Source organism: Streptomyces sp. NPDC013317, from assembly GCF_055563155.1.
Genome location: NZ_JBVHDX010000010.1, coordinates 184803 through 210145 on the forward strand (window position 1 = coordinate 184803; position 25343 = coordinate 210145).

A 25343-nucleotide genomic window follows, 5' to 3' on the forward strand; every position below is an offset into this window, starting at 1 on the left:
GCGCCGCTCGCCCGGCACGGCGACGGATGGCTGATCGAGGTCACCCCCTGTCGGGCCCTGCCGCCGCCGGCCTGTTGAGCCCGCAGCAGTACGAAGCGCTGATCAGGTCCGAGGGCTAGAACGGCGACGCACGGCCTGGTCGGTGCGTCAGGCGGCGCCGTGCAGGTTCTTGGCGGTCGGCGAGGTCTGCACGGTGGCCGGATCGGGGTAGGTCCCGAGGAGCCGGTCGGCGCTGGCGGTCGTGGTGACGGTGAACCAGTAGTGCTCGTTCTTGTAGTGGTGAAGCCGGTGGTTGCGCCAGACCGCCTTGTAGGCCCTGCTCCGAGGCCGGTAATCGCTGTGGATCAGGTAGTGCGTCCACTCGTAGACCAGACCCGTCACCGCCACGCTCAGCATGAACGTCAGAGCCTGGCCCAGCCGCGGGAAGGCGATCAGGGCGATGGCGTTGTAGCCGAGGACGACCCAGACGAGCGCCCGCCAGGGTATGAAGACCAGCGGGACGTCACGCGGGTCGACATGGTGCTCCCGGTGCTTCCTCGCAAGGAGGGTGTCGAGGACGACTCCGGCGACCTCGCGCGGCCGCCAGTGCAGCACGAAGACGTGTATCAGCCACTCCAGGAACGGAAACAGCAGCAGCAGGATCACCGGGGCGTACGCGTCGGTGGCGCGCCAGTCGCCCAGCACGGTCCGGCAGACGAGCACGGTCACCAGCGTGCCGCTGATCATCCAGGGTGAGGGGTAGCGCCAGAAGGCCCGGAACACGCTGCCCAGCGTGACATCGGTGCGGCGCGGCACCGACTGTGCGGCCTCGTCCGCCCGGACGCGGGCCCGGGCGGCCTCGTCCGAGGCTCCGTCGGCGGACGTCCGTATGCGCGTGATCGTCCTGCGCAGGTTCATGGCTACTCCTCGTCGAGCAGATCGATGACGTCGATCAGGGCCGTGGTGGCCGGGCCGAGCAGGTCCTCCGCGCGCGTGCGGGCGGCGGGCGCGTCCCCCTGGACGATGGCCTCCACGAGGGCGGCGTACGCGTCGGTACGGTCCACCTCCGCGGCCATGACGTGGGCCAGGGCGTCCAGGGCGGGTTCGTAGGCGGCTCGGAGGCTGTTGAACATCAGGCGGAAGGTCACGGACTCGGCCGCGTCCGTGACGTGCTCCCAGAAAGCCAGGGCGAGCCGTTGCCTGTTGACGGGATCGGCGTCGTCCTCGAGCGCCCGGACGGCGGCACGGAGCGGGCCGGCGAGTTCCGGCCCCTTGCGCCGTGCCGCGAGTTCGGCGATCTTCGGGCCCACGTGGAGCCGGGCCTCCAGGATGCTGCGGGCGACCCCCAGGTCGATCTCGCCGCCGGCGAACAGGAGGCGGGGCAGCAGATCGAGGCCGCCCGCCCTGCGGATGTCGCGCACGGTGGTGGCGTCGCCCTGACGGACTTCGACCAGACCTGCATGCGCGAGCCGTTGCAGGGCTTCCCGCACCGCGGGGCGTGAGACGCCGAGGACTTCGGCGAGTCGCCGCTCACTGGGGAGGCTCTCGCCCGGAGCGAGGCTGCCGCTCACGAGTTCCCCGAAGAGCTGGTCGAACACTTCGTCAGGAACCGAGCGTCGGTTGACTGGTTGCAGGGGCATGCGGAGACCATAGAGGTGACCGGACAGATGGTCTAGTGGTCAGACCAGTCGAGTTGAGCGGCTCGGGCAGGGTCAGTGGTCGGAGGGGTGGGACGTTCCGAGGGTCTGACCCGCCGTCGCGAAGCGGTGCCCGGGGGGCTGCGATACGTCGCGGAGGTGGTCGAAGTACGCCGTCTCCGCCGTGCCCGCGAGCACCGCCAGCAGGAAGTCCGAACAGCTCGTCTCGTGGTGCTCCCACAGGGGGCCGCGCCCCTCGTTGTAGAGCACGGTCCACTCGTCGGGCTGCCGCCCGGGCCTCGCCAGCCAGTAGAGGAAGGCGCCTGTCCCCTCCTCGAACGCCCACGGCAGGACGCGGGCCCCCGGCTCCAGCAGGGCTGCGGGCTTCGCTTCGGACCTCCAGAGGCCGGCCAGGATCTCGTCCCGTTCCACCGTCTGCGCGTACAGATCGCAGTCGTCATAGGCGGAGTCGGGGACGAGCAGCCAGATCGTGTCGTCGAAGATGCCGTCGCCGTACGTCTCGACGAGCCGCTTGTAGTCGCCGGGCAGGGCTGTACCCAGGGCCCGCTCGGTCCGGGCCCAGTCGACGGCGCGCGGCGGACCGGCGGGCGGAGGGCAGAGACGGGCGAGTGCATCGAGAGCGATCATGGACTGAACGCTACTGGCGGGACGCCGGGCGGCATGGGCCGCCCGGCGCTTGCCCCTCAGTGGTGGTGGCCGGCCCGACGGCCGGGCCTCACCTCAGGTGCCGGTCGTAGAAGCGGTTCCCGTCCTCCACCTCGAACCACGGCGTGCCGACGTGTCCGCCCATGTTGGCGTGCAGCGTCTTCTCCTTGCTGCCGAAGGCGTCGAAGAGGTCCAGGGCTCGCTGCCGCGGGTTCCCCTCGTCGTCCCACTGCAACAGGAACAGCAGCGGAACGGTGACCTGCCGGGCCTCCTCGCGCTGGGCGCGGGGCACGTAACCCCCCGCGAAGAGACCGGCGGCCGCGATCCGCGGCTCGACCGCCGCGAGGCGGATGCCGACGGCGGCCCACCCCGAGTACCCGACCCGGCCGCCGATCTCGGGCAGGGCGAGGAGGGCGTCCAGAGTGGTCCGCCATTCCGGGACCGCCTTCTCGACCAACGGGCCGATGAAGGCCTCGAAGATGTCGTCGACCGGCTCACCGGCCCGCATCGCCCGGCCGATGTCGGCGCGGGCCTGCTCGTCGGCGGCGGATCGGGGCCGGTCACCGCACCCGGGTGCGTCGATGGCGGCGACCGCGTATCCGCACGCCGCGGAGTGCCGTGCCCGGGCCACCAGCCGGTCGGCCGACCTGGGCAGGCCGTTGTTGTGGGCCATCAGGATCAGCGGCACAGGCGCGGCTGACGCGGGCGTCCAGAGGGTGCCGGGAATCGCGCCGAGGGTGAACTCGCGCTGGAGGACGCCGTCATCGAGGCGCCGCTCGGAAGTGAACCGCATGGTCGTGCCTTTCGGGAATGCGCTGGAACGGCGCTCCCGGACGACCTACCGCCCGACCGTGACCCCGAAGGAGAGCACCCACGTCGAAACTGCGTCCACGGGTACCACCTCCTCGGTCTCTCGCACGGCCTCCGAGAACGTAGCAGCGGCCATCGGCGGCCCGCCATCCGATTTCGCCGGGCTCGGCGGTCGACTCCCGCCCGGTGAGTACGCTCTCGGATCATGCAGCGCAGCGATGTCACGCGGAGCGACGGTACGTGGGTGGGGCTGGCGCTTGACGTGCGGCAGCGTTCTCGGCCGGGGCTGGGGGTGTGGAGTACCGGGTCGCGGCTGGTGGTCTCGCAGGAGGATCGGACCGTGCTGCTCGCCGACGTCGACGAGCATCTCCAGGGCGTGGACTTCTGGCGGAGCGACGGGTACCGCTCCTGCGTACCGCCACTCCGGGCCGATGCGGGGCGGGCGATGGCGGGCGGCCCCGAGCGGTGGGCCCATCGCTTCGCGGGGTACCTGGTCGACGCGCCGGACAGCCCGCTGCACGACGGCCGATGGCTGCTCTCGCCCGAGAGCCCGCTCCCCCGGTGGCGCCACCCCGGCACCTCGCATGCCGAGTACTGGAGCTCGATGCTCGTCGAGGGCCATCCCGACGGATACATCGACTGGCACGTCCACTCCATCGCGTGGGAGGTCTTTCCGCTGCGGCCGATGCCGGACGTCGACGACAGCCGGGTCAAGGCGTACCGCAAGCAGGTCCGTCAAGGCACGCTCCCACCCGTCCTGCTGTGGTGGGTCAGCGGTCTGGACTGCCATCTGGTCCTGGACGGTCACGCGAGGCTCGCCGCGGCGATCGCCGAGTCCGTGGAGCCCCCGCTGCTCCAGCTGCACCGCACGGTGGCGCCCGACGACCGGGCGGAGCGCGTCGACGAGGCCGTGGGCTCCTACGCGGACGAACTGGCCCGCTTCGCCGGGCTCCGCGCCGTCCACGGCCCTACCGTCCCGGACGGCGCCGCCACCGCCGGTCCCGAGCTCGTCCGCCGTCTCCACGCCCTGGACACGGCCGCGCAGCCCACCTGGGCCTGGCCCCTGCCGGGTGGAGAGGAGGAGTGGCATCGCCTCGCGCGCGAGGCGACCGCGGGGAGGGTCTGGCCCCCTGCCTGAGGCCAGGGTGAACGGCACCTGCTCCTCCGACCCGTGGCCGGACACGGCCCCGGCGCACGGTGATCTCCTCGCGGCGAAGCCACGCGTCTGCGACCCTTGCGGGTTCACCTGCTCGCAGCCGGTTCCCGAGCCCGAGAGCGCCGACTACGCCGCCCACACCTTCACCCTCGACGGGCTCTCCGTCCGGTTCCGCGCCGCCCGAACAACCCCCACCAAGGTCGGCCGGGAGGACGGGCCCGGCATCTCCACGCGCGCCCGGGAGCTCTACCGCCGCCGGTAGGAGCCGGTAGGAGTCGGCGGGAAGGGAGACAGCGGGCCGGGCGGGAGGGCCGGCGTCAACGGCGGGAGTCGCCGAGGTCCGGGTCGGCGTCGGGGGTGGTCCACGAGTCGTCGCGGGCGGCTTCGGGGTGCGCCTGCGTGGGGTCGCCGACCGGCCGCCGCCGGCGCGCGACGCGACGGCTGCCCCACCAGAACGCGCCGATGAGCAGTGCGACGACCACCACGCCGAGGACGACGGCGAAGAGCACGGCGTTGGTTCCTGCCGATGCGAGAGCGGGTGTCGCTGTGAGGGTGGTGAACGGGGTCATGATCGCCTCTCTCGAACGGGTCCAAGCGCTGCTCATCGCGCCTGTCCTCTCCTGGCGCCCGCAAACGCGGCCGTACGGGGCACGGCGTTTGTTTCGCCTGAGGGAAAGCGGAGAGTCGCTGGGGCACGAAGCGCGTGAAGGGCCCGGAACGGAGGCAGTGCCATGCGTGGGAAGCCCGAGACCCGGTCGGAACCTCTCCTCACCGTGTACTTGAACGATCACCTCACCGGCTCGGCCGCCGGCGTACGGCTGATCCACCGCATCGCCGACCGTCAGCGCCGTACGGCATCGGGTCCGGTGCTCGACGCACTGGCCCGCCAGATCGAGGAGGACCGGCGGAGCCTGCGCCGCATCATGCGCGACCTCGACGTTCCCGTGAGGCCGCTGCGCGAGATCGTGGGCCGGCTCGGGGAGAGGGCGGGACGGCTCAAGCTGAACGGCAGACTGTTCTCCCGCTCCCCGCTCAGCGACGTGCTGGAGCTCGAGGCGATGCTCATCGGCGTCGAGGGCAAGGCGGCGTGCTGGCGGGCTCTGCGCGCGCTCGCCGAGACCGGCTCCGGTCTCGACGGCGCACAGCTCGACCGGCTCCTCACCCGTGCCGAGGAACAGTCCCGCGCACTGGACGCCATCCGGCTGGAGCGCGCCGCCGAGGTGTTCGGCGCGGAACTCCCCTCATCCGGCGGCGAGGCCGGCGCCGGGCCCGGCGCCGACGCCGACGCCGACGCCGAGAAGCGTCATGCGGGCTCCGGCTCGCGGACCGGTTGACACCGTCAGGCCCAGGTACGGGAGCACAGCACCAGACGGTAGCCGTCCGGGTCGGCGATCGTGACGCCGTACTCGTCCCCGTAGGGGTTGTGCGCCGCGACACGCCCGCCGGCCGCCACCAGACGGTCGCTCCGCGAGGCGTCCACCGGCTCGCCGAGGTAGACGACGAACAGGTCGTCCACCGTCGGGGTCGGCTCCAGCGGCCGCTCGGGGTCGTGCGTCAGCTCGAAGTGCCAGGCCCGTCCGGGCGGGCCGACCATCAGGCGACCGAGCCGGGTTCCTCCCCCGCCCCGTAGCCGTGGCGGGCGTGGCGCCCCGAGCGGTCAGGGGGTCGTCGTGGACACCACGTACAGCGGTCAGGGGGTCGTCGTGGACACCACGTACACCGTGGGGGCCGCGGGGTCGCTGAGGTCGACGGTGACGGCCTCGTGGGGGCGCGGTTTGTCCCGGCTGACGGTCGTGCCCGACCAGGTGCCGTCCCCGGAGAAGTCCCAGCCGACGATGTCGGCGTCACGGTCGCTGACGGTGACCTCGCCCGGGGCCAGCGCCGAGCGGCTGGAGCCGATCTCGTTCAGGAAGGCGTCGAGCCGTCCCGCGCTCGTCGTGAACTGGACGTACAGCCGGCTCGTCTTCCAGTTGCTGGTCTCGTAGTAGGCGACACCTGTGCTGCCCTGCGGGATCGGGACCTCGAAGACGCGGCGCTTCATCAGCGACGGCCAGTTCTCGCGCAGACCGGTGGCGGAGGACTCGCGTTCTTTGTCCCGGCCGCTGTCGCGGCTCTGCCCGGCGGAGATCACGAGGTATCCGGCGGGGATGCCGACGAGCAGCACGATGATGATCGCCGTCAGCCAGCGGCGGCGGATCATGTGGCGTCGGTCCTCCGGCATCTTCGGGCTCTGTTCGGGAGAGGTGGTCGGGGAGGGGAGGGTCATGAAGGCGGGTCCTGGGTGGTGCGGGAGGAGGCGCGTGGGACGGTGCCGTTGCGCAGGGCCTGCGCGTAGCGCTCGTACCGTTCGTAGCGCTCGACCCGGCGCCGGTTGGCGCGGCGGAAGCGGCGGGCGACGAGCCGGGCCAGGTCGGCGGCGCCGACCATGCCGGCCTCGGGGCCGAGCTGGGCCTTGGCGATCCGGGCCTCGGGGCGGTAGCCGCGGCCGGTGAGATGACGCCGGAAGGCGTCCCGGGCCGGGCCGATCAGCAGGTCGTCGGCGGCGCTGACGCCTCCGCCGATGACGAAGCAGGAGGGGTCCAGGGCGGCGGCGAGATTGGCGATGCCGACGCCGAGCCACTGGCCGATGTCCTGGAGCAGCTCGACGCACATGGCGTCGCCCTCGCGGGCCAGCTCGGTGATGAGCGGGCCGGTGATCTCCGGGACGTTGCCCTTGACCCGCTCGATGATGTTGTACGCGACCGGGGAGTCGGCGGCGGCCAGCTCACGGGCCTCACGGACCAGCGCGTTGCCGGAGCTGTACTGCTCCCAGCAGCCGCGGTTGCCGCAGGGGCAGCGATGTCCGCCGGGGACGACCTGCATATGGCCGAACTCGCCGGCCACCCCGTACTTGCCCCGCTTGACCTGCCCGCCCTCCAGGATCGCGCCGCCGATGCCGGTGCCGAGCGTGATCATGACGAGGTGGTCCTCGCCGCGTCCGGCGCCGAAGCGCCACTCGGCCCACGCGGCCGTGTTGGCGTCGTTGTCGACCATGACGGGGACGGCGAGCCGGGACTGCAGCGCATCGCGCAGGGGCTCGTTGCGCCAGGCGAGGTGGGGGGCGAAGAGGACGGTGGCGCGGTCGGCGTCGACCCATCCGGCCGCGCCGATGCCGACGGCGTGCACGTCGTGCCGGTCGGAGAGGTCGAGGACCAGTTCGACGATGGTGTCCTCGACGACCTTGGGGCTCTTGGACTTGTCCGGCGTCTCGGTGCGGATCTTCTCCAGGATCACGCCGTCCGCGTCGACGACCCCGGCCATCACCTTCGTACCGCCGATGTCGATGCCGACGGTGGGCACCCGGGGCGCGGTCAGGTGCGAGCGCCGCTCCCGGGTGCCGACGGTCCGCAGCACCGTGGCCCGTGCGGAGCCCCGGTTGGCGAAGTCGCGGTAGGTACTCATCGGCTCGATTCTGCCAGGTGCGGTGTCGGGGGGCCGTTACGAAGAGGGGGGGCGCTCCAGCTCGTGGCGGAGGTCCTCCAGCTCGCTGCCGCCCGCCATCTGCCGGGTCAACTCGTCCAGGGTCACCGAATCCTTAGTGTGGCTGCCCGCCATGACCCCGCGCTTGAGCAGGACGAATCGGTCGCCGACGAGATAGGCGTGGTGCGGGTTGTGGGTGATGAGGACCACTCCGAGGCCCTGGTCACGGGCCGCGGCCACATACTTCAGGACCACTCCGGACTGTTTGACGCCGAGGGCGGCGGTCGGCTCGTCCAGGACGAGGACCTTGGCCCCGAAGTACACGGCGCGGGCGATGGCCACGCACTGGCGCTCACCGCCCGAGAGGGTGCCGATGGGCTGGTCGACGTCGCGCAGGTCGATGCCCATGCGCAGCAGCTCGGTGCGCGTGGTCTCGCGCATCAGCTCGACGTCGAGGCGCCTGAAGGGGCCGGCGCCCTTGGTGGGCTCGGAGCCGAGGAAGAAGTTCCGCCAGACCGGCATGAGGGGGACGACGGCCAGGTCCTGGTAGACGGTGGCGATGCCGAGGTCCAGGGCCTCGCGCGGATTGGCGAGGGAGACCTCCTCGCCCTCGATGCGGAACGTTCCGGCGTCGTGCCGGTGCAGCCCGGCGATGATCTTGATGAGCGTGGACTTGCCGGCTCCGTTGTCGCCGAGGACGCAGGTGATCTCTCCCGCGTGGACCTCCAGGGAGACCCCTTCGAGGGCGCGGATGTTGCCGTAGTACTTGCTGACGTCGTCGAGCTCGACGAGCGCGGTGCCCGGGGCCGGGGACGCGGCCGGTGCGGTGGTCTCGGGGGTGGTCACTTCGTTGCCTCCACACGCCGGCGGATCCAGGCGTTCAGCAGGGTCGCGAGGAGGAGCATCGCTCCCAGGAAGAACTGGAACCAGTCCGGGTTCCACTCCGCGTAGACGATCCCCTTGCTGGTCATGCCGAAGATGAACGCGCCGACCGCCGAGCCGATGGCGGAGCCGTATCCGCCGGTGATCAGGCAGCCGCCGATGACGGCCGCGATGATGTAGATCAGCTCGTTCCCGACGCCCTCCCCGGACTGAACGACGTCGAAGGAGAAGAGCAGGTGCTGGCCGGAGATCCAGGCGCAGAAGGCCACGCCCATGTAGAGGCCGATCTTCGTCCTGACGACCGGGACGCCGACCGCGCGGGCCGCGTCGGCGCCGCCGCCGACGGCGAAGATCCAGTTGCCGAATCGCGTGCGCAGCAGGATCCAGGTGGCGACGGCGACCAGGCCGATCCACCACAGGATGGTGACCTTGAGGTCGACGCCGCCGATGGTCAGCTGGGAGGCGAAGAGCTTCCTGGCGGAGGGGAAGCCCTCCATGTCGGCGATCGACTTGGTGGAGACCGTGCCGCTGATCAGCTTGGTGAAGCCGAGGTTCAGGCCGGTCAGCATCAGGAACGTGCCGAGGGTGATGATGAAGCTCGGCAGCTTCGTGCGTGTCAGCATGACGCCGTTGAAGACGCCGATGGCGAGGGTGACCAGCAGCGAGACGCCGACGCCGACCCAGACGTTGGCGGTCATCTGGTAGCTGAACATCGACGAGACCAGCGCCGAGGTGGTGACCATCACGCCGGCCGACAGGTCGAACTCGCCGCCGATCATCAGCAGCGCGACGGGTACCGCCATGATGCCGATGGTGGAGGCCGCGTAGAAGACCGTGCCGAGGCTCGAGGCGCGCAGGAACCCGTCGGCGACCAGCGAGAAGAAGACGAAGACGGCGGCGGCGCCGACGACGGAGCCGAGTTCGGGGCGGGCCAGGAGCTTCCTCAGCGGGGAGGTGCGCAGCAGCCGCTCGTCGACATGGTCGAGGCCGTCACCGGTGGGGACGGTCGCGCTCACCGGGTGCCCCGCTCCGTGTAGCCCTTCAGCGCCTCGGCGTCGTCCTTGGTGATGATCTGGGGGCCGGTCAGGACCGGCTTGCCGCCGCCCAGGACGTCGGCGTTGTACCGGTACAGCCAGAGCAGGTCGACGGCCTCGTACCCCTGGAGGTAGGGCTGCTGGTCCACGGCGAAGCCGAGGGTGTCGGCGGCGAGCGCGGAGGCGACCTTCGCGTTGAGATCGAAGGTGTCGACCTCGGCCTCGGAGCCAGCGGTCTTCTTCGCCTGGACGGCGGCGTCCGCGAAGGGCGCCCCGAGGGTGACCACGGAGTCGATGGCCGGGTCGGCCTGGAGCTTGGCCTCGATGGAGGCCTGGACGTCGGGCATGTTGGTGCCGTCGACGTAGAGGTTCTGCAGGTCCCCGCCGAACGTCTTCTTCGCTCCGGCGCAGCGCTGCTCGTGCCCGACGTTGCCCTGCTCGTGCAGGACGCACAGGGCCTTCTTCTTCCCGCGCTTGTCGAGCTCCTCGCCGACGGCCTCGCCGGCGACGGTCTCGTCCTGGCCGATGTGCGTGAGCGCGCCGAAGGCCTTGGACTGCTCGGAGCCGGAGTTGACGGTGATCACCGGGATGCCGGCCTTGACGGCCTTCTCGACGGCGGCCTTCATGGCGTCGGGCTTCGCGAGGGTGACGATGAGTCCGTCGACGCCCTTGGCGATGTACGAGTCGACGAGCTGGGCCTGCTGCTGCGCCTCGTCGCTGTGGGCGTAGAGGAAGTTGATGTTGTCCTTGACGGCGGCCTGCTCGGCGCCGTTCTGGACGATGTCCCAGAAGGTGTCGCCGTCTCCCGAGTGGGTCACCATGGCGAAGGTCCACCGGGGGGTGTTCACGGCCGCCTTCCCCTGGGCCGCGGCCGCCTTGCGGGCGTCCTCAGCGCGCTTCCCGCCGGTGCTGCTGCACCCCGCGAGTGCGGCGGTGAGCGCCACCGCGAGCACGGCGCCGACTGCGGCGCGTACCCCTCCTGTCCGAAGCCTGGTCACGAGGCCGTGCCCTCCTTTGTGTCCTTCTGCGTGCATTGCAGTATCGGTCATGGGGATCGCGCGGACGTCAGTGGGTCAGGGGCGGACCAGCAGCTGGAACTCGAAGGAGTACCGCGAGGCCCGGTAGAGGTGGGAGCCGAACTCGACGGCCCGTCCCGTGTCGTCGAAGGTGGTGCGTTCCATCGTGAGCAGCGGTGCTCCCTCGGCCTCGGCGAGCAGCTCCGCCTCGGCGGCCGTGGCGGAGCGGGCGCCGACGGTCTGCCGGGCGCTGTGCAGAGTGATACCGGCGCCGCGCATCAGCCGGTAGAGGCCGGTCGTCGCCAGACTGCCGGCGTCCAGGTCGAGCAGTCCGGCCGGGAGGTGGTTGCGCAGGTACGCCATGGGCTCGTCGTGCGCCGTGCGGAGCCGCTCCACGTAGCGCACGTCGCTGCCCTCCGGTACGCCGAGGGCGGCGGCGACCCGGGCGGCGGCGGGCTCGACACGGTCGACGAGGACCCGGGTGGCGGGGCGCTGTCCCGCGGCCTCCAGGTCGTCGTAGAGGCTGCTGAGCTCCAGCGGACGCCGGACCTGGCTGTGCACGACCTGGGTGCCGACCCCCCGCCGGCGGACCAGGAGGCCCTTGTCGACCAGGGACTGGATGGCCTGCCGGACCGTGGGGCGGGACAGACCGAGCCGGGTGGCGAGGTCGATCTCGTTGCCGAGCAGGCTGCCGGGGGCCAGGGCTCCGTTCTCGATGGCCGCTTCCAGCTGCCGGGCGAGCTGGTAGTAGAGCGGTACCGGGCTGGTGCGGTCCACGGAGAGGGGTGGCGAGGCGGCGGACGACGACGGCTTGGACACGCTCGGGAGCGTAGCCCCAGGAGATGATGACAGGAAGTGGTGAAGTCCGATTGTCCTGACAAATCCTTGACAGGGTGACCGTCCGGCACCACCTTGGGGCCATGCGTATCGGACTGATCGGAACGGGTCGTATCGGGGCCTTCCACGCGGGCGTGCTCGCCCGACACCCGGAGGTCGAGTCGCTGGTCGTGGCGGACGCGGACACCACCCGGGCGGCCCGGGTCGGCGGGGCGCTCGGCGCCACCGTGGCACCCACCGTGGACGCGCTCCTCGGCCACGCTCTCGACGCGGTCGTCATCACCTCCGCCACCGCGGCCCACGCCGAGCTGATCGTCCGCGCGGCCGGTGCCGGGCTCCCGGCCTTCTGCGAGAAGCCCATCGCCCTGGACGTGCCGGGGACGCTCGGCGCGCTGCGGGCGGTCGAGTCCGCGGGCACGGAGCTCCAGCTGGGGTTCATGCGCCGCTTCGACGCCGGATACGGGGCGGCCCGTGAGGCCGTACGGTCCGGGCGCCTCGGCCGCCTGCACACCGTACGGGCGGCGACCTCGGACCCGGCCCCGCCGCCCGCCGCGTATCTGCCGCTCTCCGGCGGCCTCTACCGGGACTGCCTGGTGCACGACTTCGACATACTGCGCTGGGTGACCGGGCGCGAGGTCGTCGAGGTGTACGCCACCGGTTCGGACGCCGGCCCGGCGATGTTCCGCGCCGCGGACGACGTCGACACGGCGGCCGCGCTGCTCACCCTGGACGACGGCACGCTGGCGACGGCAACGGCGACCCGGTGCAACGGCGCCGGCTACGACGTACGCATGGAGCTGGCCGGCGAGCGGGACCAGATCGCCGTGGGGCTGGACGACCGGACCCCGCTGACCTCGGTGGAGGCGGCGGGGCCGCCCTCCCCGGTCAAGCCCTGGCCCGGGTTCCTCGACCGGTTCGCCCCGGCGTACGAGGCCGAGCTGGACGCGTTCGTACGGCTGGTGCGCGGCGAGGCGGCCAACCCCTGCGACGGCCGGGAGGCGCTCCAGGCCCTCCGGGTCGCCGAGGCGTGCGAGCGCTCCCGGCGCGAACACCGGCCGGTGGCGCTGGACGAGATCCCGTCGTAGGGACCGTCCGAGGGCTGTCCCAGGGCTGTCCGACGGGTCGGCGGGGTGCGGCGGGCCGTCCGGACCCGCGGTCCCGACGGCCCCGCCGGCCGTCAGCCGGTCGCGGAGAGCACCGTCCCCTGCGCCACCGCGCACAGCGTCTCGGCACCCTCCTCGTCCACGGTCAGCAGATCGCACCGCACCACCGCCTGCCGTCGGCCCGCGTGGACCACGCTCGCGCGGGCGACGAGCGTCCGTCCGCGGGCGGGACGGACGTACTGGATGGAGAAGCCGGCGGTCAGGACGGCGGGGCCGAGCGCCGTGCCGGCCGCGAAGGTGAGCGCGTTGTCTGCGGCGTACGAGAGCACACCGCCATGCGCGAAACCGTTCTGCTGCCGGAGCTCCTCGCGGAGGTCCACCTCCAGGGTGGTTCCGCCGTCGCCGAAGGCGGTGATCCGGGCGCCGACGAGCCGGCTGAACGGCTGGGCGTCCAGGACCTTTCGCGCGAGGTCGAGGTCGAGTCGGTTCGACGGATCGGTCATCGGGTCACCACCGGACGGGGAGGCGGCGGACACCGCGGACGAGGAGGCCGGGCATCCACTCCCAGGGGGCGCCCTCGGGATCGAGTTCCAGCCGCGGGAAGCGCTCCAGGAGTGTCCGGATCGCGATGCCGCCCTCCAGACGGGCGAGCGGCGCGCCGAGACAGTAGTGGATGCCGTGTCCGAAGGCCAGATGGCCGCGCGGTTCGCGGCGGATGTCGAAGCGGTCCGGTTCGGGGAAGCGCTTCGGGTCGCGGTCCGTGGCCGCGAGGGAGACGAAGACGGGCGAGAGCGCCGGGATGGCGGTGTCGCCCACGGTGACCGCCTCCCTGGCGATCCGGAAGGTGGAGGTCTCGACGGGGCCGTCGTAGCGCAGCCCCTCCTCGATCGCCCCGTCGATGAGCCCGGGATCGGCGCGGAGATCGGCGAGCTGGTCGGGGTGGGCGAACAGGGCACGCACGGTGTTGGTGATCAGACCGACGGTGGTCTCGTGACCCGCGATGAGCAACAGATAGGCCATTCCGCGCAGTTCGGGGAGGGACAGCGCGTCGCCGTCCTCGGCGCGGGTGGTGATCAGCGCGGAGAGCAGGTCGTCCGTGGGCCGCGAGGCGCGCTTGTCCTCGATGAGCTCGTCGAGGTAGGCGCCGAAGCCCTCGACGACCTCCCGCTCGGGCGTCCCCCCGGTCGGCGCCACCAGCTCGTTCGACCACCGGCGGAACGAGTCGCGGTCGGCCGCCGGGACGCCGAGGAGCTCGCAGATGACGGTGATGGGCAGCGGGAACGCGAAGGAGTCCACGAGGTCGGCCCGCCCGGCCGGCGCCATCGCGTCCGCCAGCTCGTCGGCGAGCTCCTGGACGCGGGGGCGCAGCGCCTCCACCCGCCGGCCGGTGAACTCGCGGGTCACGAGCTTGCGCAGCCGGGTGTGGTCCGGTGCGTCGACGGCGAGCAGATTGGGGCCGATGACCTCCTCGTCGACCGGAGTGACGCCGACGATGGAGGGCGACTTCACCAGGCGGGGATCGGCGAGGGCCGCGCGCCCCTCCTCGTGTCCGACGACGAGCCAGAACTCCCAGCCGTCGGGCATGCGGACGTGGTGGACGGGACCGCTCTCACGGAGCTTCGCGTAATAGGGATACGGATTCGCGGTGAAGTCCGCGCCCCACTCCCCCAGTTCGATGGTGGACATCGCCTCAGCCTAGGCGGCCCCCGTTCCGGTGCCCTAGGCCTCCCCGTCGTCGAGGAGCCCCGCGTCGTGGACCAGGAGGGCGATCTGGACACGGTTGTTGAGGTCGAGCTTGGCGAGAATGCGCGAGACGTGGGTCTTGACCGTGGGCACGCTCATGTAGAGCGCGGCGGCGATCTCCGCGTTGGACCGGCCCTGGCCGACGGCGACGGCCACCTCGCGTTCGCGCTGGGCGAGTTCGGCGATCCGGCCCGCGGCGGTCGCGCTCCGGGACTGCTCGGGCCGCTCCGCGACATGGCTCATCAGCTGGCGGGTGACAGCCGGGGAGAGGACGGGGTCACCGGACGCGACGCGGCGCACGGCGGCGACGATCTCGGCGGGAGGGGTGTCCTTGAGGACGAATCCGGCCGCGCCGGCCCGCAGGGCCCGGACGACCTGTTCGTCGGCGTGGAAGGTGGTGAGGACGACGACCTCGGGGGCCTCGGGGCGGGTCCGCAGGAGTTCGGTGGCGGTGAGGCCGTCGACGTGCGGCATCCGGATGTCCATGAGGACGACGTCCGGGGCGAGGCGGGCGACGAGTTCGGGGACGTCCCGCCCGTCGGTGCCCTCCCCCACGATCTCGATGTCCTCGGCGCCGCCGAGCATCAGGGTGAGGCCCGCGCGGACCAGGGGGTCGTCGTCGACGATGAGCAGCCGGATGGTCATGAGGGCCACGGTAGCCAGGCGTGCACGGCGAACCCGCCGTCGGGGGCCGGACCGTGGTCCAGTCGCCCGCCCGCGAGGGTGGCGCGCTCGGTGAGGCCGATGAGGCCCTGGCCGGAGCCGGGGACGTGCGGGACGGGGCCGGTGGGGGCCGGGTTGCGGACCTCGACGGTCAGCCCGTCGCCGGGACGGCCGCGCACGGTGAGGGTGACCTCGGCGCCCGGGGCGTGCTTGCGGGCGTTGGTGAGGCCCTCCTGGGCGATGCGGTAGACGGTGCGGCCGGTGGCGGCGGGGACCGCGTCCGGATCGTCGATCGTGGAGTCGAGGACGACCTTCGCCCCGGCCTCGCGGGACTCGGCGACCAGCGCGTCGAGGGTGGCGAGCGTGGGCTGGGGCCGGTCGCCGTCCGCGGCTTCGCCGGGGGTGCGCAGCACGCCGATGATCTGCCGGAGGTCCTGGAGCGCCTCGTGGGCGCTGTCGCGGATGACGCCCGCGGCGCGCGCGACCTGTTCGGGCGGGGCGTCGGGGCGGAACTCCAGCGCTCCGGCGTGCACGCTGAGCAGGGTGAGGCGGTGGGCGAGCACGTCGTGCATCTCGCGGGCGATGGCCTCGCGGGCGAGCCGCTGCGCCTGCTCGGCGCGCAGCTCTGCCTCGGCCTCGGCGCGCCGGGCGCGCTCGCGCAGCGCCTCCACGAGCTGGCGCCGGGAGCGTACGAGCATGCCCCAGGCGGTCATCAGCAGGATCAGGATGAGGCCGATGGCGATCCCGAGGAGGGTCCCGGTGGCGGGGTCCGGGCGTACGAAGACCTGGGCGACGTTGCAGGCGGCGGCCAGCGCGCCGATCCAGGCGATCTCGCGGAAGGGCCTCCGGACTGCGACGCTGAACAGGCTCACGAGGAAGGCGCCCCCGGCGACGGGCGCGACGACGCTGACGAGGGAGAGCGCGACGGCGAGGCCGACGGGCCACCGGCGGCGGAGCCACAGGGCGCAACAGGCCGCGGCGCCGACGAGCTGGTCGGCGAAGGCGACGGCCTCGCTGTTGTACTGGTCGCTGGTCTCGGCGGCGAGGAGTCCTACGAAGGCGGCGCAGAGGAAGAGGACGCTGTCGACGACCCAGTCCCGTACGGTCCGCCGCGGCCTGCGTCCGGGCTCACCGGAGGCCGCGGGATCGGCCATGGCCGAGGGCAGCAGCCAGGCGTTGGGGTCCGTACGTGTCATAAGCACCAAAGTACGCACGTCAGAGGCGCGCGGCCGGTCACGGAGGGCCGGAAGCTACCAAAGTCGCACGGTCCGAGACTTCGGTAGCACCCACTGTGTCCCACGGACCGACGCGGGCGGCGGGCGCCCCGGACCATGATCGGCCCATGAAGAAGATTCTGGAGTTCGTGGGCGGTGTGGTGCTGGTCGGCGGCATCGCGGGGGTGGTGCGCGAGCTGACGGGCTGGTTCCCGTTCATGGGGTTCACCCGGGCCCTGACGGAGAACGTGTGGTTCCTGGAGGACCGGGCGCTGTTCGCGAACGTCGTGATCGCGGTGGTCGGCTTCGTGATCGTGATGATCGCGGACACGACCCGCCGCACGTGACGAGGGTCAGCGGGAGGCCTCGTTGAGGCGGGTGACCTCGGCGAGGTGCTCGGCCATCCGGTGCGAGACGGAGCCGCTGGTGTAGAGGACGCCGCCGATCACCGCGAAGGGAATCGATCCACCGAGCACGGCGAGCAGCTCGGGCCAGTCGCGTTCCGCCACACAGCCGCTGGATCCGTTGTGGAGGTTCTCGCTGCTGAAGCGGGACACGCATTCGCGGCTGGACTCCTCGGGCGAGTACGGCGTGAAGAGCAGCACCGCGAACCAGATCCACATCAGTCCGGCGAGGGCCAGCAGCCCGAGTCCCCAGCCCTGGGTACGCCGGGCGCGGCTCCGGAACTCTATGTCGTACGGCAGTGAGCGCATGGGGCAAGAACCTACCGGGCGCTCTCGTCGGCCGCGCGACGGCCCCAACTGGTCCCGGCCAGAACCAGGATGGCGCCCGCGAGGCCGAGGACGCCGGGGCGGTCGCCGGCGATCGCGATGCCCGCGGCGGCGGCCCAGAGCGGTTCCGTTCCGAGCAGAAGGCTGACCCGGGAGGGGGAGGTGCGGCGGACGGCCCACATCTGCACGAAGAAGGCGAAGAGCGTGCAGAAGACGGAGAGGAAGAGCAGCCCGGCCCATTCGCGCGGACCGAAGTCGAGCGCCACGGACCAGGGGGACGCGCCGGTGCCGGGGAGGGTGGCGAGCAGGGCGAAGACGGCGACGGCGGAGCCGAGTTGGACGGTCGTGAGCGAGAGCGCGTCGGCGCTCCGGACGGACCTGATCCGGGACATCGCCAGGACGTGCGCGGTCCGCGCGAGCGCGGCGAGGAGCATGAGCAGATCACCGAGGGAGGGGGCGGTGAAGCCGCCGCCCTGGGTCAGGAGCACCACGCCGGCGACGGAGAGCGCTGCGGCGCCCAGGAAGGCGCGGGGCGGCCGGACTCCGGTGACGGCGGCCTCGGCGAGCGGCGTGAAGATCATGGTGAGGCTGATGATCAGGCCGGCGTTGGTGGCGGAGGTGTGGACGACGCCGTAGGTCTCCAGAAGGAAGATCCCGCTGAGGATCAGCCCGAGGAGGCCCGCGCCCCGCCACTGGGCCGCGTCCAGCGCTCGCAGCCCCCGCCATCCTGCGACGGCGAGGGCGGGCAGGACGACGGCGAACCGCAGGACGAGAACGGCGACGACCGTGTGCGTGGTGGTGATGCCCTTGGCCGCGAGGTAGCTGGCGCCCCAGACCACGGCGACGAGAAGGACCGGAAGGTCGGTGAGCCAGGCGCGGCGCGGGGCGGGGAAGGGTACGGAGGCGGCGATCGAGGACATCGTGGGCCTGCTCCAACACGTCGGACGGTGTGGAGACTTCGGCGGCTCGCACGCGGGACGATCACCGTACCCGGGAAGACGGGTGGTCGCTACACGTTTCCACGGGCCTCAGACGTAGCTGCCGTACTCGGGGCGGCCCGCCAGTTCGTACGTGGTGATCGAGACGCCCGCGCCCGTGGTCCTGGCGCCGACGTTGCGGAAGGCGGTGGGCGAGACGCCGTCGAAGAGGTTGCGGCCCGTGCCGAGGACGACGGGGAAGACGAGCAGGTGGATCGTGTCGATGAGGTCGGCGGCGAGGAGGGACTTGGCGAGGCCGCCGCTGCCGTGCATCTGCACCTCGCCGTCGACACGGCCCTTGAGGGCCGCGACCTCCTGCACCGCGTCGCCGCCGAGGACGGTGGTGCCGGCCCAGTCGGCGGTCTTGAGGGTGGTCGAGGCCACGTACTTGGGGAGCGCGTTGAGCTGCGAGGCGACGGGGTCGGCGGGGTCGGTCTGCTTCGGCCAGTAGCTCGCGAAGATCTCGTACGTACGGCGGCCGAGCAGGAAGGCGGCGGGGCGCGCGAAGACCTCGTCGATGAAGGCGCCGAAGTCCTCGTCTCCGTACGGGACGGACCAGCCCCCGTGTGCGAAGCCGCCGCTGGGGTCCTCCTCGGGACCGCCGGGCGCCTGGTACACGCCGTCGATGGTCACGAACTGGGTGAGGGAGAGCTTGCCCATGGCGCTGCCTTTCGCTCCTGCCGGGATCGGGATCCCCGGTCCATCGTGTCTCACAAGCTCCGACTCCACCGCTCGGCGGAAGTCATCGGTGTCCGATTGCCGCCAGCGGCGGAGTCCGGCCCCGAGTTTGATTGAACCCGCAACCACACGGTGCCTTTTACGGAGGTTTCGGGATGTCCACGATGAACGGCAAGGCGGTCCTGGTGACGGGCGGCAGCCGCGGGATCGGCGCGGCGACGGCACTGCGGCTGGCCCGGGAGGGCGCGGACGTGGCGTTCACGTACGTGGCGGGCGAGGACCGGGCGAAGGAGGTCGCGGCAGGGATCGAGGCGGCCGGACGCAAGGCGCTCCCCCTGCGGGCCGACGCGGCGGACGCCGGTGACGCGGCGGGCGCGGTGGAGTGGGCGGCGGACGCGCTCGGGCGGCTCGACGTGCTGGTCAACAACGCGGGGGTCGGGGTGATCGCCCCGCTGGACGCGCTGGCCCTGGCCGACGTCGACCGGGTCCTCGCGGTCAACGTCCGGGGCGCGTTCCTCGCCGCCCAGGCGGCGGCCGCTCGGATGGAGCGGGGCGGCAGGATCATCACGATCGGCTCGTGCATGACGACACGGGTGCCGGGGCCGGGCGGCACGCTCTACGCGATGAGCAAGGCGGCGCTGACCGGCCTCAACAAGGCGCTCGCGCGGGAGTTGGGCGAGCGCGGCATCACGGCGAACATCGTCCACCCGGGCCCGGTGGACACCGACATGAACCCGGCGGACGGCCCGTACACGGCGGACCAGGCGGCCCTGACGGCCCTGGGCCGCTTCGGCACGGCGGACGAGATCGCGACCGCGGTGACGTTCCTCGCGGGCCCGGGCGCGGCGTACGTGACGGGCGCGGAGTTCTCCGTGGACGGCGGCCACGCGGCCTAGACCGCGACAAGGCCCCGTACCGACAACACCACCGTCCCTGCCGTCAACCCCCGAGGGGCCCGGCGAGTGAGCCGGAGGGCGCGCCGGGGGAACGGGCCCGAGCGCGCGGAGCCAGCCGAGGAACGAGGGAGGCGAGCACGGTCGGGGCTGTGAGCCCGGCTCAGGCGCCCGGAGGCGAACCGAGCCCTGAAAAAGAAGGCGAGTGAGCCGAAGGGCGCGCCGGGGGAACAGCCGCGAGCGCGCGCAGGCCCGCGAGGAACGAGCGGGGCGAGCACGGTCGGGGTCGTGAGCCCGGCTCAGGCGCCCGGAGGCGAACCGAGCCCAAGAAAATAGGGGGTTCGCGAGGGCGCGCCGGTGCTGTCGGCCGGTGCGCCCTCGCGGGCCGGGCGGGGTGTCGTTACCCGCCCAGTTCCTGGTGGCGCGCCGTCAGGCGCGCCGCGCCCTCTTCGGTGAGCGAACCGAAGAGGCGGAGGCGGGAGATGCCGCCGTCGGGGTAGATGTCGATCCCGACCCGGGAGCCGACCGCCGGCGTGTCCAGCACGAAGCGGTGGTTGGTGTCGGGCTGGAGGCGCGTCCGGGGCAGGATCTCGGTCCAGTCCTCGGAGCCCTCGGCGGCGACGGACAGCGCCGCCCAGCCCGCGCTGTTGCCCTTGAGGTACGCGGTGTCGATCTCCACGGCGCGGATCTCGGACTCGGCGGCCAGGCTGTAGCGGATCCAGTCGTTGCCCTTGTCGCGGCGGCGCCGCGTCTCCCAGCCGTCGTCCATCTTGCGGGAGCGGCCCGGCTGGATGGTGTTGGTCGCCGGGGAGTAGAAGCGGTCGGAGGCGTCCTCGACCTGGCCGCCGTTCTCCAGCGCCGCGAGGTCGAAGGTGCCGAGGACGCCGAGCCAGCGCGGGTCCGGGGCGACCTCTCCGTACACGCGGAGGCGTGCGATGCCGCCGTCGGGGTGCTGGTTGACGCGCAGGTGCGTGAAGCGCTGCTCGACGTCGACGGCGAAGCCGTTGGCGGCGTGGCCGCCGATGGCGGTGCGCGGGACGAGGGTCGTCCACTTCACGTCGTCCGCGAGAAGCTCCTCGGGCGACGGGGAGCCGGCGACGGACGTGGCCTCGACCGAGACGGCCTGCGGGTAGTTGCCGCGGAAGTGCGCGGTGTCGACGACGATGCCGCGGACGACGCCGGGGGCGCCGAGGCGTACGAGCGCCCAGTCGTGGTCCTCGGCGGTCGGGTGGGGCTCCTGGGCCGAGACGCCACGGCGGCGGCGGGTCTCCCAGCCGTCCATGATCTTGCCCTTGTGCCCGAAGTGCTCGGGGTCGAACTCGGCGGCCTCGGGCTTGAGCATGTTCTCGCGCTCGGCGAAGAACTCGTCGTTGGCGGCGATCACACCGGCGCCGAGGCGGCGGTCGGCCAGGTCCGCGTACTGCGTGAACGGGAAGTCCGCGGTGCGGTAGTCGGCGTACGGGTCACCGCCGCCGAAGGGGCTGGCGTCGCCGGTGAAGGAGGGTATGCCGGTCACGGTTCAGTTGGTCCTTTCGAGGAGGCGGCCGGAGGGTTCGGCCAGGGTGCCGCGGTCGGCGATGCGCTCTCCGCGCAGCCAGGTGGACGTCACGACACCGTGCAGGGTCCGGCCGGCGTAGGCGGTGACCCGGTTGCGGTGCTCCAGCTCGGCCGGGTCGACGGTGAACGTCGCCTCGGGGTCGAGGACGGCGAAGTCGGCGTCGCGGCCGGCCTCGATGGCGCCCTTGCGCTCCAGGCCGGCGAGCCGGGCGGGGCCCTCGGACATCCAGCGGGCGACGTCGGTCAGGTCGTGGCCGCGGCGGCGGGCCTCGGTCCAGATGGCGGGCAGGCCGAGCTGGAGGGAGGAGATGCCGCCCCAGGCGGAGGCGAAGTCCGGGGTCTTGAGGTCGGCGGTGGAGGGCGAGTGGTCGGAGACGATGCAGTCGATCGTCCCGTCCGCGAGCCCCTCCCACAGCGCGTCCTGGTTGGCGGCCTCGCGGATCGGCGGGCAGCACTTGAACTCGGTCGCCCCGTCCGGGACCTCCTCGGCGGTGAGCGTGAGGAAGTGCGGGCAGGACTCGACCGTGACCTTGACGCCCTCGGCCTTCGCCGCGCGGATCAGCGGGAGCGCGTCGGAGGAGGAGAGGTGCAGGACGTGGACGCGGGCGTTGAGCCGGCGGGCCTGGTCGACCAGGTTCTGGATCGCCGTGTTCTCGGCGTCGCGCGGCCGGGAGGCGAGGAAGTCGGCGTACTTGCCGCCGGCCCTCTGCGGCGCCGCGGCCAGGTGGTGCGGGTCCTCGGCGTGCACGATCATCAGGCCGTCGAAGCCGGCGATCTCCGCGAGCGAGTTCGCCAGCTGTTCCTGGTCGAGCTCGGGGAACTCCTCCACGCCCGAGGGCGACAGGAAGCACTTGAAGCCGAAGACACCGGCGTCGTGCAGCGGGCGGAGGTCCTTGACGTTGTCGGGCAGCGCGCCGCCCCAGAAGCCGACGTCGATGTGCGCCTTGGCGCGGGCGACGTCCTGCTTGACGCGCAGGTGGTCGACCGTGGTGGTCGGCGGGAGCGAGTTCAGCGGCATGTCGATGAGCGTGGTGATGCCACCGGCGGCCGCGGCGCGGGTGGCGGTCCAGAAGCCCTCCCACTCGGTGCGGCCGGGGTCGTTCACATGGACGTGGGTGTCGACGAGCCCGGGGAGCACGACGTCGTCGCCGACGTCCTCCAGCCGGGCACCGGCCGGTACCTCGGCGTCGTACGGCAGTACCGCGGCGATGGTCCCGCCGGAGACGGCGATCGACGCGGGCCGCGTCCCCTCGGGGGTGATGACGCGAGTCGAGCGCAGTACCAGGTTGACGTCCACCCGTACCCCTTTCCAGCAGAATTTCAACGAACTGTTGAAGGAGTCTTCACTCGGGACGACATGGCGTCAAGGGTGCACTTCCAGCATGACCCCGTCGCCCCGACTCGCGCCGCCCGCTACTTGGATGTTTCCATGAAGTGGAATGAGAATTTCGTACAGTAGAACGTAGCTCCGTACAGGCGGAGTGGAGGCGGACGCCGCCGGGCAGCCGCCGACACCGGACAAACACCCCCCTGACCGGCCCGTACACCGGGACCGGGACCGTGTGTCCGACCGGACGGCCCGGTAGGCTGCTGCCTTGCCCGCCTGCCCCGAAAGGACCTTGACGTGCCGACGTCCAGCGCCAGCACCACCGACGCCGCCAAGCCCGCCGCCGCGAGCGGTGGCGTCCAGTCCCTCGAGCGTGCCTTCGATCTCCTTGAGCGGATGGCCGACGCCGGGGGCGAGGTCGGGCTGAGCGAGCTCTCCGCCAGCAGCGGACTGCCGCTGCCGACCATCCACCGACTGATGCGCACGCTGGTGGCCTGCGGCTACGTACGCCAGCAGCCCAACCGCCGGTACGCGCTCGGCCCCCGTCTCATCCGCCTCGGCGAGTCGGCCTCCCGGCTGCTCGGCACCTGGGCGCGGCCGTACCTCGCGCGGCTCGTCGAGGAGACGGGCGAGACAGCGAACATGGCGCTGCTCGACGGCGACGAGATCGTGTACGTCGCGCAGGTGCCGTCCAAGCACTCGATGCGCATGTTCACCGAGGTCGGCAGGCGCGTGCTGCCGCATTCCACGGGTGTGGGCAAGGCGCTGCTGGCGTACACGCCGGCGGACGAGGTGCGGGCGCTGCTGGCCCGTACGGGAATGCCGGCGGCCACGGAGAAGACGATCACCACGCCCGAGGGCTTCCTCGACGCGCTCGCCGTGGTGCGGGACGCGGGGTACGCGGTCGACGACAACGAACAGGAGATAGGGGTCCGCTGCCTCGCGGTCTCGGTCCCCGACTCCCCGACCGCGGCGGCGATCTCGATCTCGGGACCGGCGGGACGGGTGACGGAGGCGGCCACGGAGAAGATCGTGCCGATCCTCCAGGAGGTGGCGCAGGAACTCTCGACGGCGCTCGCGAACACGGCGGGCAACGGCACCGCGTAACTCCGCCCCCGTGGGGGCATTCGTTCCGCCGGGGCGGAGCCGATGCCCACCACTACACGCGGCCGTCCTCCACCCGCACCACGTCGTCCGCCCGCCCCGCGTGCCCCTCGTCGTGCGTCACCAGGACCGTCGCCGTCCCCCGCTCCCGCGTCAGCGCGACCAGCAGGTCCATCACCGCTCCGCCCCGCTCGTGGTCCAGCGCGCTCGTCGGCTCGTCCACCAGCAGCACCGACGGCTCGTTCATCAGCGCCCGTGCGATGTTGACCCGCTGCCGCTGCCCTCCGGACAGCTGGTGCGGACGGCGGGCCGCCAGGTCCGGGAGGCCGACGGCGTCCAGGAGTGCCAGGGCCCGCTCCCGTGCCGCCTGCGGCTTCGCTCCCGACAGGTGAGCCATCACCTGCAGCTGCTCCAGGGCCGTCAGCGACGGCAGCAGGTTCGGCTGCTGGAACACGATCCCGATCCGCTCCCGCCGTAGCGCCGCCCGCTCCGACCGGTCCAGCGCCCCCGTCTCCGTACCGGCCACGACGACCCGTCCCCGGTCCGGGGTCACGAGCGTCGCGGCGACCGCCAGCAGGCTGGACTTGCCGGAACCGGAGGGTCCGACGACCGCCGTCACGCGGCCCGCCGGGACCGCCAGGGAGACCGCGTCGAGAGCCGTCAGGCGCCCGTCGCCGTCGGGGTACGTCAGGGTCACGTCGTCCAGCAGCAGAGTCATCGGGCGCTCCCGAGCGCGGTCAGAGGGTCGACGGCGGTGATCCGCCGGATGGACAGGGCGGCGCCGAGGACACCGAGGACGATGATCACGGCCGCCGGCCCGAGCACGGTCAGCGGTTCGAGCACGAAGGGCACGTTCCCGCCGCTGATCAGCACACCCGCTCCCACCGCCAGTGCGGTGCCGAGCAGGGTGCCCGCCGTCAGCATCAGGACCGCCTGCCCGAGCGCGTCCCTCAGCAGGTACGGAGTCGAGGCGCCGAGCGCCTTCAGCACGGCGACGTCACCGCTCCGCTGGATCGTCCAGACGGTGAAGAAGGCCCCTATGACGAGCGCCGAGATGGCGAAGAGGAAGCCGCGCATCAGCTGCAGCGAGCCGTTCTCGGCCTGGTACGACCCTATGGCGGTGAGCGCCTCGTCGATCGTCCGCGACTCGGTGCCGAGCGCCGCGTCGCCCGCTCCGAGGCCGGCGTCGTCCGCCACGTCCAGCGCGACGACCGTCGCCTGCTCCTGCGGGGTCGTGCCGTCGTGCCCGAGCTCCTGCCAGTCGTCGAGAGAGGTCCAGACGACGGGCGTGTGACTGTACGAGGCGTCGCCCGCGACGGCCGCCACCGTGGCCTCCAGCGGACCGAGGCGTACCGCCCCGCCCACGCCGACGCCCAGTTCCCCGGCCGCGGAGGACGAGAGGACGACCCGGCCGGGCCCGAGCCGCCCGCTCTCCGGCGCCAGGCCCGCCGACGGCTCCGTGCCGAACGCGGAGACGGCGGCCGTGCGGTCCCCGGCGGCGCCGTTGAGCGTACGGATGCCCAGCGGCCGCGCGCTCGAGACGCCGGGCCGCTCCGCCCACCGCCGCCACTGGCTCTCGGTCACCGTCGAGTTGGTGAAGGACACCGACTGGCCGGCGGGCGGCGCGGCGAAGGCGAGCCGGTCGGCCGGGAGGCCGGTGATCGCCGAGATGTTCTCGCGCGCGAGTCCGGCGGTCAGCCCGGACAGCAGCCCGACGAGCAGGGTGATGAGCACGATCACCGTGCCCATCAGGGTGAATCGCCCCTTGGCGAATCTCAGGTCTCTCCATGCCACGAACATGCGGCCCAGCCTTCCGGCCTCCGGCACCTCGCGGCATCGCGCCACGGATGGCTCCGCAATCAAACTTTCGGTTGAGT

29 protein-coding genes and 1 pseudogene are annotated in these 25343 nt (G+C 72.3%); 7 read left to right on the forward strand and 23 right to left on the reverse strand.

Annotated elements, in window-relative coordinates; translation table 11 throughout:
• Nucleotides 1–147: 147 nt before the first annotated feature.
• From ACZ3IJ_RS25365 to ACZ3IJ_RS25380, 4 genes are all read right to left on the reverse strand, one after another.
• The gene (locus ACZ3IJ_RS25365; RefSeq protein ID WP_467471725.1) at nucleotides 148–897 is read right to left on the reverse strand and encodes a sterol desaturase family protein; all 750 of its coding nucleotides are present in this window, start codon (nucleotides 895–897) and stop codon (nucleotides 148–150) included.
• 2 nt (nucleotides 898–899) lie between these two features.
• Nucleotides 900–1619 carry a FadR/GntR family transcriptional regulator gene (locus ACZ3IJ_RS25370; protein WP_467471727.1) on the reverse strand — a complete coding sequence of 240 codons (720 nt, stop codon included), beginning with the start codon at nucleotides 1617–1619 and terminating at the stop codon, nucleotides 900–902.
• A gap of 72 nt (nucleotides 1620–1691) precedes the next feature.
• Nucleotides 1692–2264 (reverse strand): SMI1/KNR4 family protein, encoded by a 573-nt coding sequence (locus ACZ3IJ_RS25375; RefSeq protein WP_467471728.1) that lies wholly within the window; start codon nucleotides 2262–2264, stop codon nucleotides 1692–1694.
• A gap of 88 nt (nucleotides 2265–2352) precedes the next feature.
• Entirely contained in the window at nucleotides 2353–3075 is a 723-nt protein-coding gene (locus ACZ3IJ_RS25380; protein ID WP_467471730.1) for a dienelactone hydrolase family protein, read from the reverse strand.
• A 357-nt stretch (nucleotides 3076–3432) separates the two neighbouring features.
• On the opposite strand from ACZ3IJ_RS25380, the gene ACZ3IJ_RS25385 reads away from it, so the two are divergent.
• Both ACZ3IJ_RS25385 and ACZ3IJ_RS25390 read left to right on the forward strand, forming a co-directional pair.
• Nucleotides 3433–4230 (forward strand): hypothetical protein, encoded by a 798-nt coding sequence (locus tag ACZ3IJ_RS25385; protein ID WP_467471732.1) that lies wholly within the window; start codon nucleotides 3433–3435, stop codon nucleotides 4228–4230.
• 7 nt (nucleotides 4231–4237) lie between these two features.
• Nucleotides 4238–4456, forward strand: a pseudogene (locus tag ACZ3IJ_RS25390) (MepB family protein); the annotation flags it as partial.
• Nucleotides 4457–4565: 109 nt separating this feature from the next.
• On the opposite strand, the gene ACZ3IJ_RS25395 reads toward ACZ3IJ_RS25390, so the two are convergent.
• Entirely contained in the window at nucleotides 4566–4853 is a 288-nt protein-coding gene (locus tag ACZ3IJ_RS25395) for a DUF6479 family protein (RefSeq protein WP_467471734.1), read from the reverse strand.
• A gap of 126 nt (nucleotides 4854–4979) precedes the next feature.
• On the opposite strand from ACZ3IJ_RS25395, the gene ACZ3IJ_RS25400 reads away from it, so the two are divergent.
• Entirely contained in the window at nucleotides 4980–5582 is a 603-nt protein-coding gene (locus ACZ3IJ_RS25400) for a hypothetical protein (protein WP_467471736.1), read from the forward strand.
• A gap of 5 nt (nucleotides 5583–5587) precedes the next feature.
• Here the strand turns inward: ACZ3IJ_RS25400 and ACZ3IJ_RS25405 are convergent, their stop codons facing one another.
• The 7 genes from ACZ3IJ_RS25405 to ACZ3IJ_RS25435 form a co-directional block, all read right to left on the reverse strand.
• Nucleotides 5588–5842 (reverse strand): hypothetical protein, encoded by a 255-nt coding sequence (locus tag ACZ3IJ_RS25405; RefSeq protein WP_467471738.1) that lies wholly within the window; start codon nucleotides 5840–5842, stop codon nucleotides 5588–5590.
• 96 nt (nucleotides 5843–5938) lie between these two features.
• The gene (locus ACZ3IJ_RS25410; RefSeq protein WP_467471740.1) at nucleotides 5939–6514 is read right to left on the reverse strand and encodes a hypothetical protein; all 576 of its coding nucleotides are present in this window, start codon (nucleotides 6512–6514) and stop codon (nucleotides 5939–5941) included.
• The gene (locus ACZ3IJ_RS25415; protein WP_467471743.1) at nucleotides 6511–7689 is read right to left on the reverse strand and encodes an ROK family glucokinase; all 1179 of its coding nucleotides are present in this window, start codon (nucleotides 7687–7689) and stop codon (nucleotides 6511–6513) included. The genes ACZ3IJ_RS25410 and ACZ3IJ_RS25415 overlap by 4 nt, the downstream gene beginning before the upstream one ends.
• 36 nt (nucleotides 7690–7725) lie before the next feature.
• Entirely contained in the window at nucleotides 7726–8553 is an 828-nt protein-coding gene (locus ACZ3IJ_RS25420) for an ATP-binding cassette domain-containing protein (RefSeq protein ID WP_467471745.1), read from the reverse strand.
• Nucleotides 8550–9605, reverse strand: a complete 1056-nt coding sequence (locus ACZ3IJ_RS25425; RefSeq protein WP_467471747.1) for an ABC transporter permease — start codon at nucleotides 9603–9605, stop codon at nucleotides 8550–8552. Before ACZ3IJ_RS25425 ends, ACZ3IJ_RS25420 begins: the two co-directional genes overlap by 4 nt.
• On the reverse strand, nucleotides 9602–10621 hold the full coding sequence (locus ACZ3IJ_RS25430) for a sugar ABC transporter substrate-binding protein (protein ID WP_467471749.1): 1020 nt from the start codon (nucleotides 10619–10621) through the stop codon (nucleotides 9602–9604). Before ACZ3IJ_RS25430 ends, ACZ3IJ_RS25425 begins: the two co-directional genes overlap by 4 nt.
• 75 nt (nucleotides 10622–10696) lie before the next feature.
• Nucleotides 10697–11416 carry a GntR family transcriptional regulator gene (locus ACZ3IJ_RS25435; protein WP_467471914.1) on the reverse strand — a complete coding sequence of 240 codons (720 nt, stop codon included), beginning with the start codon at nucleotides 11414–11416 and terminating at the stop codon, nucleotides 10697–10699.
• Nucleotides 11417–11559: 143 nt separating this feature from the next.
• Between ACZ3IJ_RS25435 and ACZ3IJ_RS25440 the strand changes: the two genes are divergently transcribed.
• On the forward strand, nucleotides 11560–12561 hold the full coding sequence (locus tag ACZ3IJ_RS25440) for a Gfo/Idh/MocA family protein (protein ID WP_467471750.1): 1002 nt from the start codon (nucleotides 11560–11562) through the stop codon (nucleotides 12559–12561).
• 92 nt (nucleotides 12562–12653) lie between these two features.
• Here the strand turns inward: ACZ3IJ_RS25440 and ACZ3IJ_RS25445 are convergent, their stop codons facing one another.
• Genes ACZ3IJ_RS25445 through ACZ3IJ_RS25460 form a run of 4 tightly spaced genes read right to left on the reverse strand, consistent with a single transcriptional unit; the run spans nucleotide 12654 to nucleotide 16181 of the window.
• A complete protein-coding gene (locus ACZ3IJ_RS25445) occupies nucleotides 12654–13082 on the reverse strand; it encodes a PaaI family thioesterase (RefSeq protein WP_467471752.1) in 429 nt (142 codons plus the stop codon).
• 4 nt (nucleotides 13083–13086) lie between these two features.
• Nucleotides 13087–14265, reverse strand: coding sequence for a cytochrome P450 family protein (locus ACZ3IJ_RS25450; protein WP_467471754.1), 1179 nt, complete (start codon nucleotides 14263–14265; stop codon nucleotides 13087–13089).
• A gap of 33 nt (nucleotides 14266–14298) precedes the next feature.
• Nucleotides 14299–14967: a response regulator gene (locus tag ACZ3IJ_RS25455; protein ID WP_467471755.1), complete on the reverse strand. Its 669-nt coding sequence runs from the start codon at nucleotides 14965–14967 to the stop codon at nucleotides 14299–14301.
• Complete coding sequence (locus tag ACZ3IJ_RS25460) at nucleotides 14964–16181, reverse strand: sensor histidine kinase (RefSeq protein ID WP_467471757.1); 1218 nt, start codon at nucleotides 16179–16181, stop codon at nucleotides 14964–14966. Before ACZ3IJ_RS25460 ends, ACZ3IJ_RS25455 begins: the two co-directional genes overlap by 4 nt.
• 146 nt (nucleotides 16182–16327) lie before the next feature.
• On the opposite strand from ACZ3IJ_RS25460, the gene ACZ3IJ_RS25465 reads away from it, so the two are divergent.
• A complete protein-coding gene (locus tag ACZ3IJ_RS25465; RefSeq protein ID WP_385850473.1) occupies nucleotides 16328–16546 on the forward strand; it encodes a hypothetical protein in 219 nt (72 codons plus the stop codon).
• A gap of 6 nt (nucleotides 16547–16552) precedes the next feature.
• Here ACZ3IJ_RS25465 and ACZ3IJ_RS25470 read toward each other — a convergent pair whose 3' ends face one another.
• The 3 genes from ACZ3IJ_RS25470 to ACZ3IJ_RS25480 all read right to left on the reverse strand — a co-directional run bounded on the left by ACZ3IJ_RS25470 (nucleotide 16553) and on the right by ACZ3IJ_RS25480 (nucleotide 18567).
• Nucleotides 16553–16912 carry a hypothetical protein gene (locus ACZ3IJ_RS25470; protein ID WP_467471760.1) on the reverse strand — a complete coding sequence of 120 codons (360 nt, stop codon included), beginning with the start codon at nucleotides 16910–16912 and terminating at the stop codon, nucleotides 16553–16555.
• An 11-nt stretch (nucleotides 16913–16923) separates the two neighbouring features.
• A complete protein-coding gene (locus ACZ3IJ_RS25475) occupies nucleotides 16924–17850 on the reverse strand; it encodes a DMT family transporter (RefSeq protein WP_467471762.1) in 927 nt (308 codons plus the stop codon).
• Nucleotides 17851–17958: 108 nt separating this feature from the next.
• Nucleotides 17959–18567, reverse strand: coding sequence for a dihydrofolate reductase family protein (locus tag ACZ3IJ_RS25480; protein ID WP_467471763.1), 609 nt, complete (start codon nucleotides 18565–18567; stop codon nucleotides 17959–17961).
• A gap of 173 nt (nucleotides 18568–18740) precedes the next feature.
• Between ACZ3IJ_RS25480 and ACZ3IJ_RS25485 the strand changes: the two genes are divergently transcribed.
• Nucleotides 18741–19481, forward strand: a complete 741-nt coding sequence (locus tag ACZ3IJ_RS25485) for an SDR family oxidoreductase (protein ID WP_467471765.1) — start codon at nucleotides 18741–18743, stop codon at nucleotides 19479–19481.
• Nucleotides 19482–19878: 397 nt separating this feature from the next.
• Here the strand turns inward: ACZ3IJ_RS25485 and alc are convergent, their stop codons facing one another.
• Nucleotides 19879–20994, reverse strand: coding sequence for an allantoicase (gene alc / locus ACZ3IJ_RS25490; RefSeq protein WP_467471767.1), 1116 nt, complete (start codon nucleotides 20992–20994; stop codon nucleotides 19879–19881).
• A 3-nt stretch (nucleotides 20995–20997) separates the two neighbouring features.
• Entirely contained in the window at nucleotides 20998–22332 is a 1335-nt protein-coding gene (allB, locus tag ACZ3IJ_RS25495) for an allantoinase AllB (RefSeq protein ID WP_467471769.1), read from the reverse strand.
• 327 nt (nucleotides 22333–22659) lie between these two features.
• On the opposite strand from allB, the gene ACZ3IJ_RS25500 reads away from it, so the two are divergent.
• The gene (locus ACZ3IJ_RS25500; protein ID WP_391796932.1) at nucleotides 22660–23469 is read left to right on the forward strand and encodes an IclR family transcriptional regulator; all 810 of its coding nucleotides are present in this window, start codon (nucleotides 22660–22662) and stop codon (nucleotides 23467–23469) included.
• A 52-nt stretch (nucleotides 23470–23521) separates the two neighbouring features.
• On the opposite strand, the gene ACZ3IJ_RS25505 is transcribed toward ACZ3IJ_RS25500, so the two are convergent.
• Nucleotides 23522–24184, reverse strand: a complete 663-nt coding sequence (locus ACZ3IJ_RS25505; protein ID WP_467471772.1) for an ABC transporter ATP-binding protein — start codon at nucleotides 24182–24184, stop codon at nucleotides 23522–23524.
• Nucleotides 24181–25266 carry an ABC transporter permease gene (locus ACZ3IJ_RS25510; RefSeq protein WP_467471775.1) on the reverse strand — a complete coding sequence of 362 codons (1086 nt, stop codon included), beginning with the start codon at nucleotides 25264–25266 and terminating at the stop codon, nucleotides 24181–24183. Before ACZ3IJ_RS25510 ends, ACZ3IJ_RS25505 begins: the two co-directional genes overlap by 4 nt.
• Nucleotides 25267–25343 lie beyond the last annotated feature (77 nt).

Excerpts from the sequence above, each read along its gene's own strand:
- ACZ3IJ_RS25455 (WP_467471755.1), bottom strand. The coding sequence starts at position 14,967 with ATGACCATCCGGCTGCTCATCGTCGACGACGACCCCCTGGTCCGCGCG.
- ACZ3IJ_RS25465 (WP_385850473.1), top strand. The coding sequence starts at position 16,328 with ATGAAGAAGATTCTGGAGTTCGTGGGCGGTGTGGTGCTGGTCGGCGGC.
- ACZ3IJ_RS25445 (WP_467471752.1), bottom strand. The coding sequence starts at position 13,082 with ATGACCGATCCGTCGAACCGACTCGACCTCGACCTCGCGCGAAAGGTC.
- ACZ3IJ_RS25400 (WP_467471736.1), top strand. The coding sequence starts at position 4,980 with ATGCGTGGGAAGCCCGAGACCCGGTCGGAACCTCTCCTCACCGTGTAC.
- ACZ3IJ_RS25440 (WP_467471750.1), top strand. The coding sequence starts at position 11,560 with ATGCGTATCGGACTGATCGGAACGGGTCGTATCGGGGCCTTCCACGCG.
- ACZ3IJ_RS25485 (WP_467471765.1), top strand. The coding sequence starts at position 18,741 with ATGTCCACGATGAACGGCAAGGCGGTCCTGGTGACGGGCGGCAGCCGC.
- ACZ3IJ_RS25470 (WP_467471760.1), bottom strand. The coding sequence starts at position 16,912 with ATGCGCTCACTGCCGTACGACATAGAGTTCCGGAGCCGCGCCCGGCGT.
- ACZ3IJ_RS25505 (WP_467471772.1), bottom strand. The coding sequence starts at position 24,184 with ATGACTCTGCTGCTGGACGACGTGACCCTGACGTACCCCGACGGCGAC.
- ACZ3IJ_RS25450 (WP_467471754.1), bottom strand. The coding sequence starts at position 14,265 with ATGTCCACCATCGAACTGGGGGAGTGGGGCGCGGACTTCACCGCGAAT.
- ACZ3IJ_RS25510 (WP_467471775.1), bottom strand. The coding sequence starts at position 25,266 with ATGTTCGTGGCATGGAGAGACCTGAGATTCGCCAAGGGGCGATTCACC.
- ACZ3IJ_RS25395 (WP_467471734.1), bottom strand. The coding sequence starts at position 4,853 with ATGAGCAGCGCTTGGACCCGTTCGAGAGAGGCGATCATGACCCCGTTC.
- ACZ3IJ_RS25375 (WP_467471728.1), bottom strand. The coding sequence starts at position 2,264 with ATGATCGCTCTCGATGCACTCGCCCGTCTCTGCCCTCCGCCCGCCGGT.
- ACZ3IJ_RS25480 (WP_467471763.1), bottom strand. The coding sequence starts at position 18,567 with ATGGGCAAGCTCTCCCTCACCCAGTTCGTGACCATCGACGGCGTGTAC.
- ACZ3IJ_RS25415 (WP_467471743.1), bottom strand. The coding sequence starts at position 7,689 with ATGAGTACCTACCGCGACTTCGCCAACCGGGGCTCCGCACGGGCCACG.
- ACZ3IJ_RS25380 (WP_467471730.1), bottom strand. The coding sequence starts at position 3,075 with ATGCGGTTCACTTCCGAGCGGCGCCTCGATGACGGCGTCCTCCAGCGC.
- ACZ3IJ_RS25405 (WP_467471738.1), bottom strand. The coding sequence starts at position 5,842 with ATGGTCGGCCCGCCCGGACGGGCCTGGCACTTCGAGCTGACGCACGAC.
- ACZ3IJ_RS25365 (WP_467471725.1), bottom strand. The coding sequence starts at position 897 with ATGAACCTGCGCAGGACGATCACGCGCATACGGACGTCCGCCGACGGA.
- ACZ3IJ_RS25475 (WP_467471762.1), bottom strand. The coding sequence starts at position 17,850 with ATGTCCTCGATCGCCGCCTCCGTACCCTTCCCCGCCCCGCGCCGCGCC.
- ACZ3IJ_RS25410 (WP_467471740.1), bottom strand. The coding sequence starts at position 6,514 with ATGACCCTCCCCTCCCCGACCACCTCTCCCGAACAGAGCCCGAAGATG.
- ACZ3IJ_RS25460 (WP_467471757.1), bottom strand. The coding sequence starts at position 16,181 with ATGACACGTACGGACCCCAACGCCTGGCTGCTGCCCTCGGCCATGGCC.
- ACZ3IJ_RS25370 (WP_467471727.1), bottom strand. The coding sequence starts at position 1,619 with ATGCCCCTGCAACCAGTCAACCGACGCTCGGTTCCTGACGAAGTGTTC.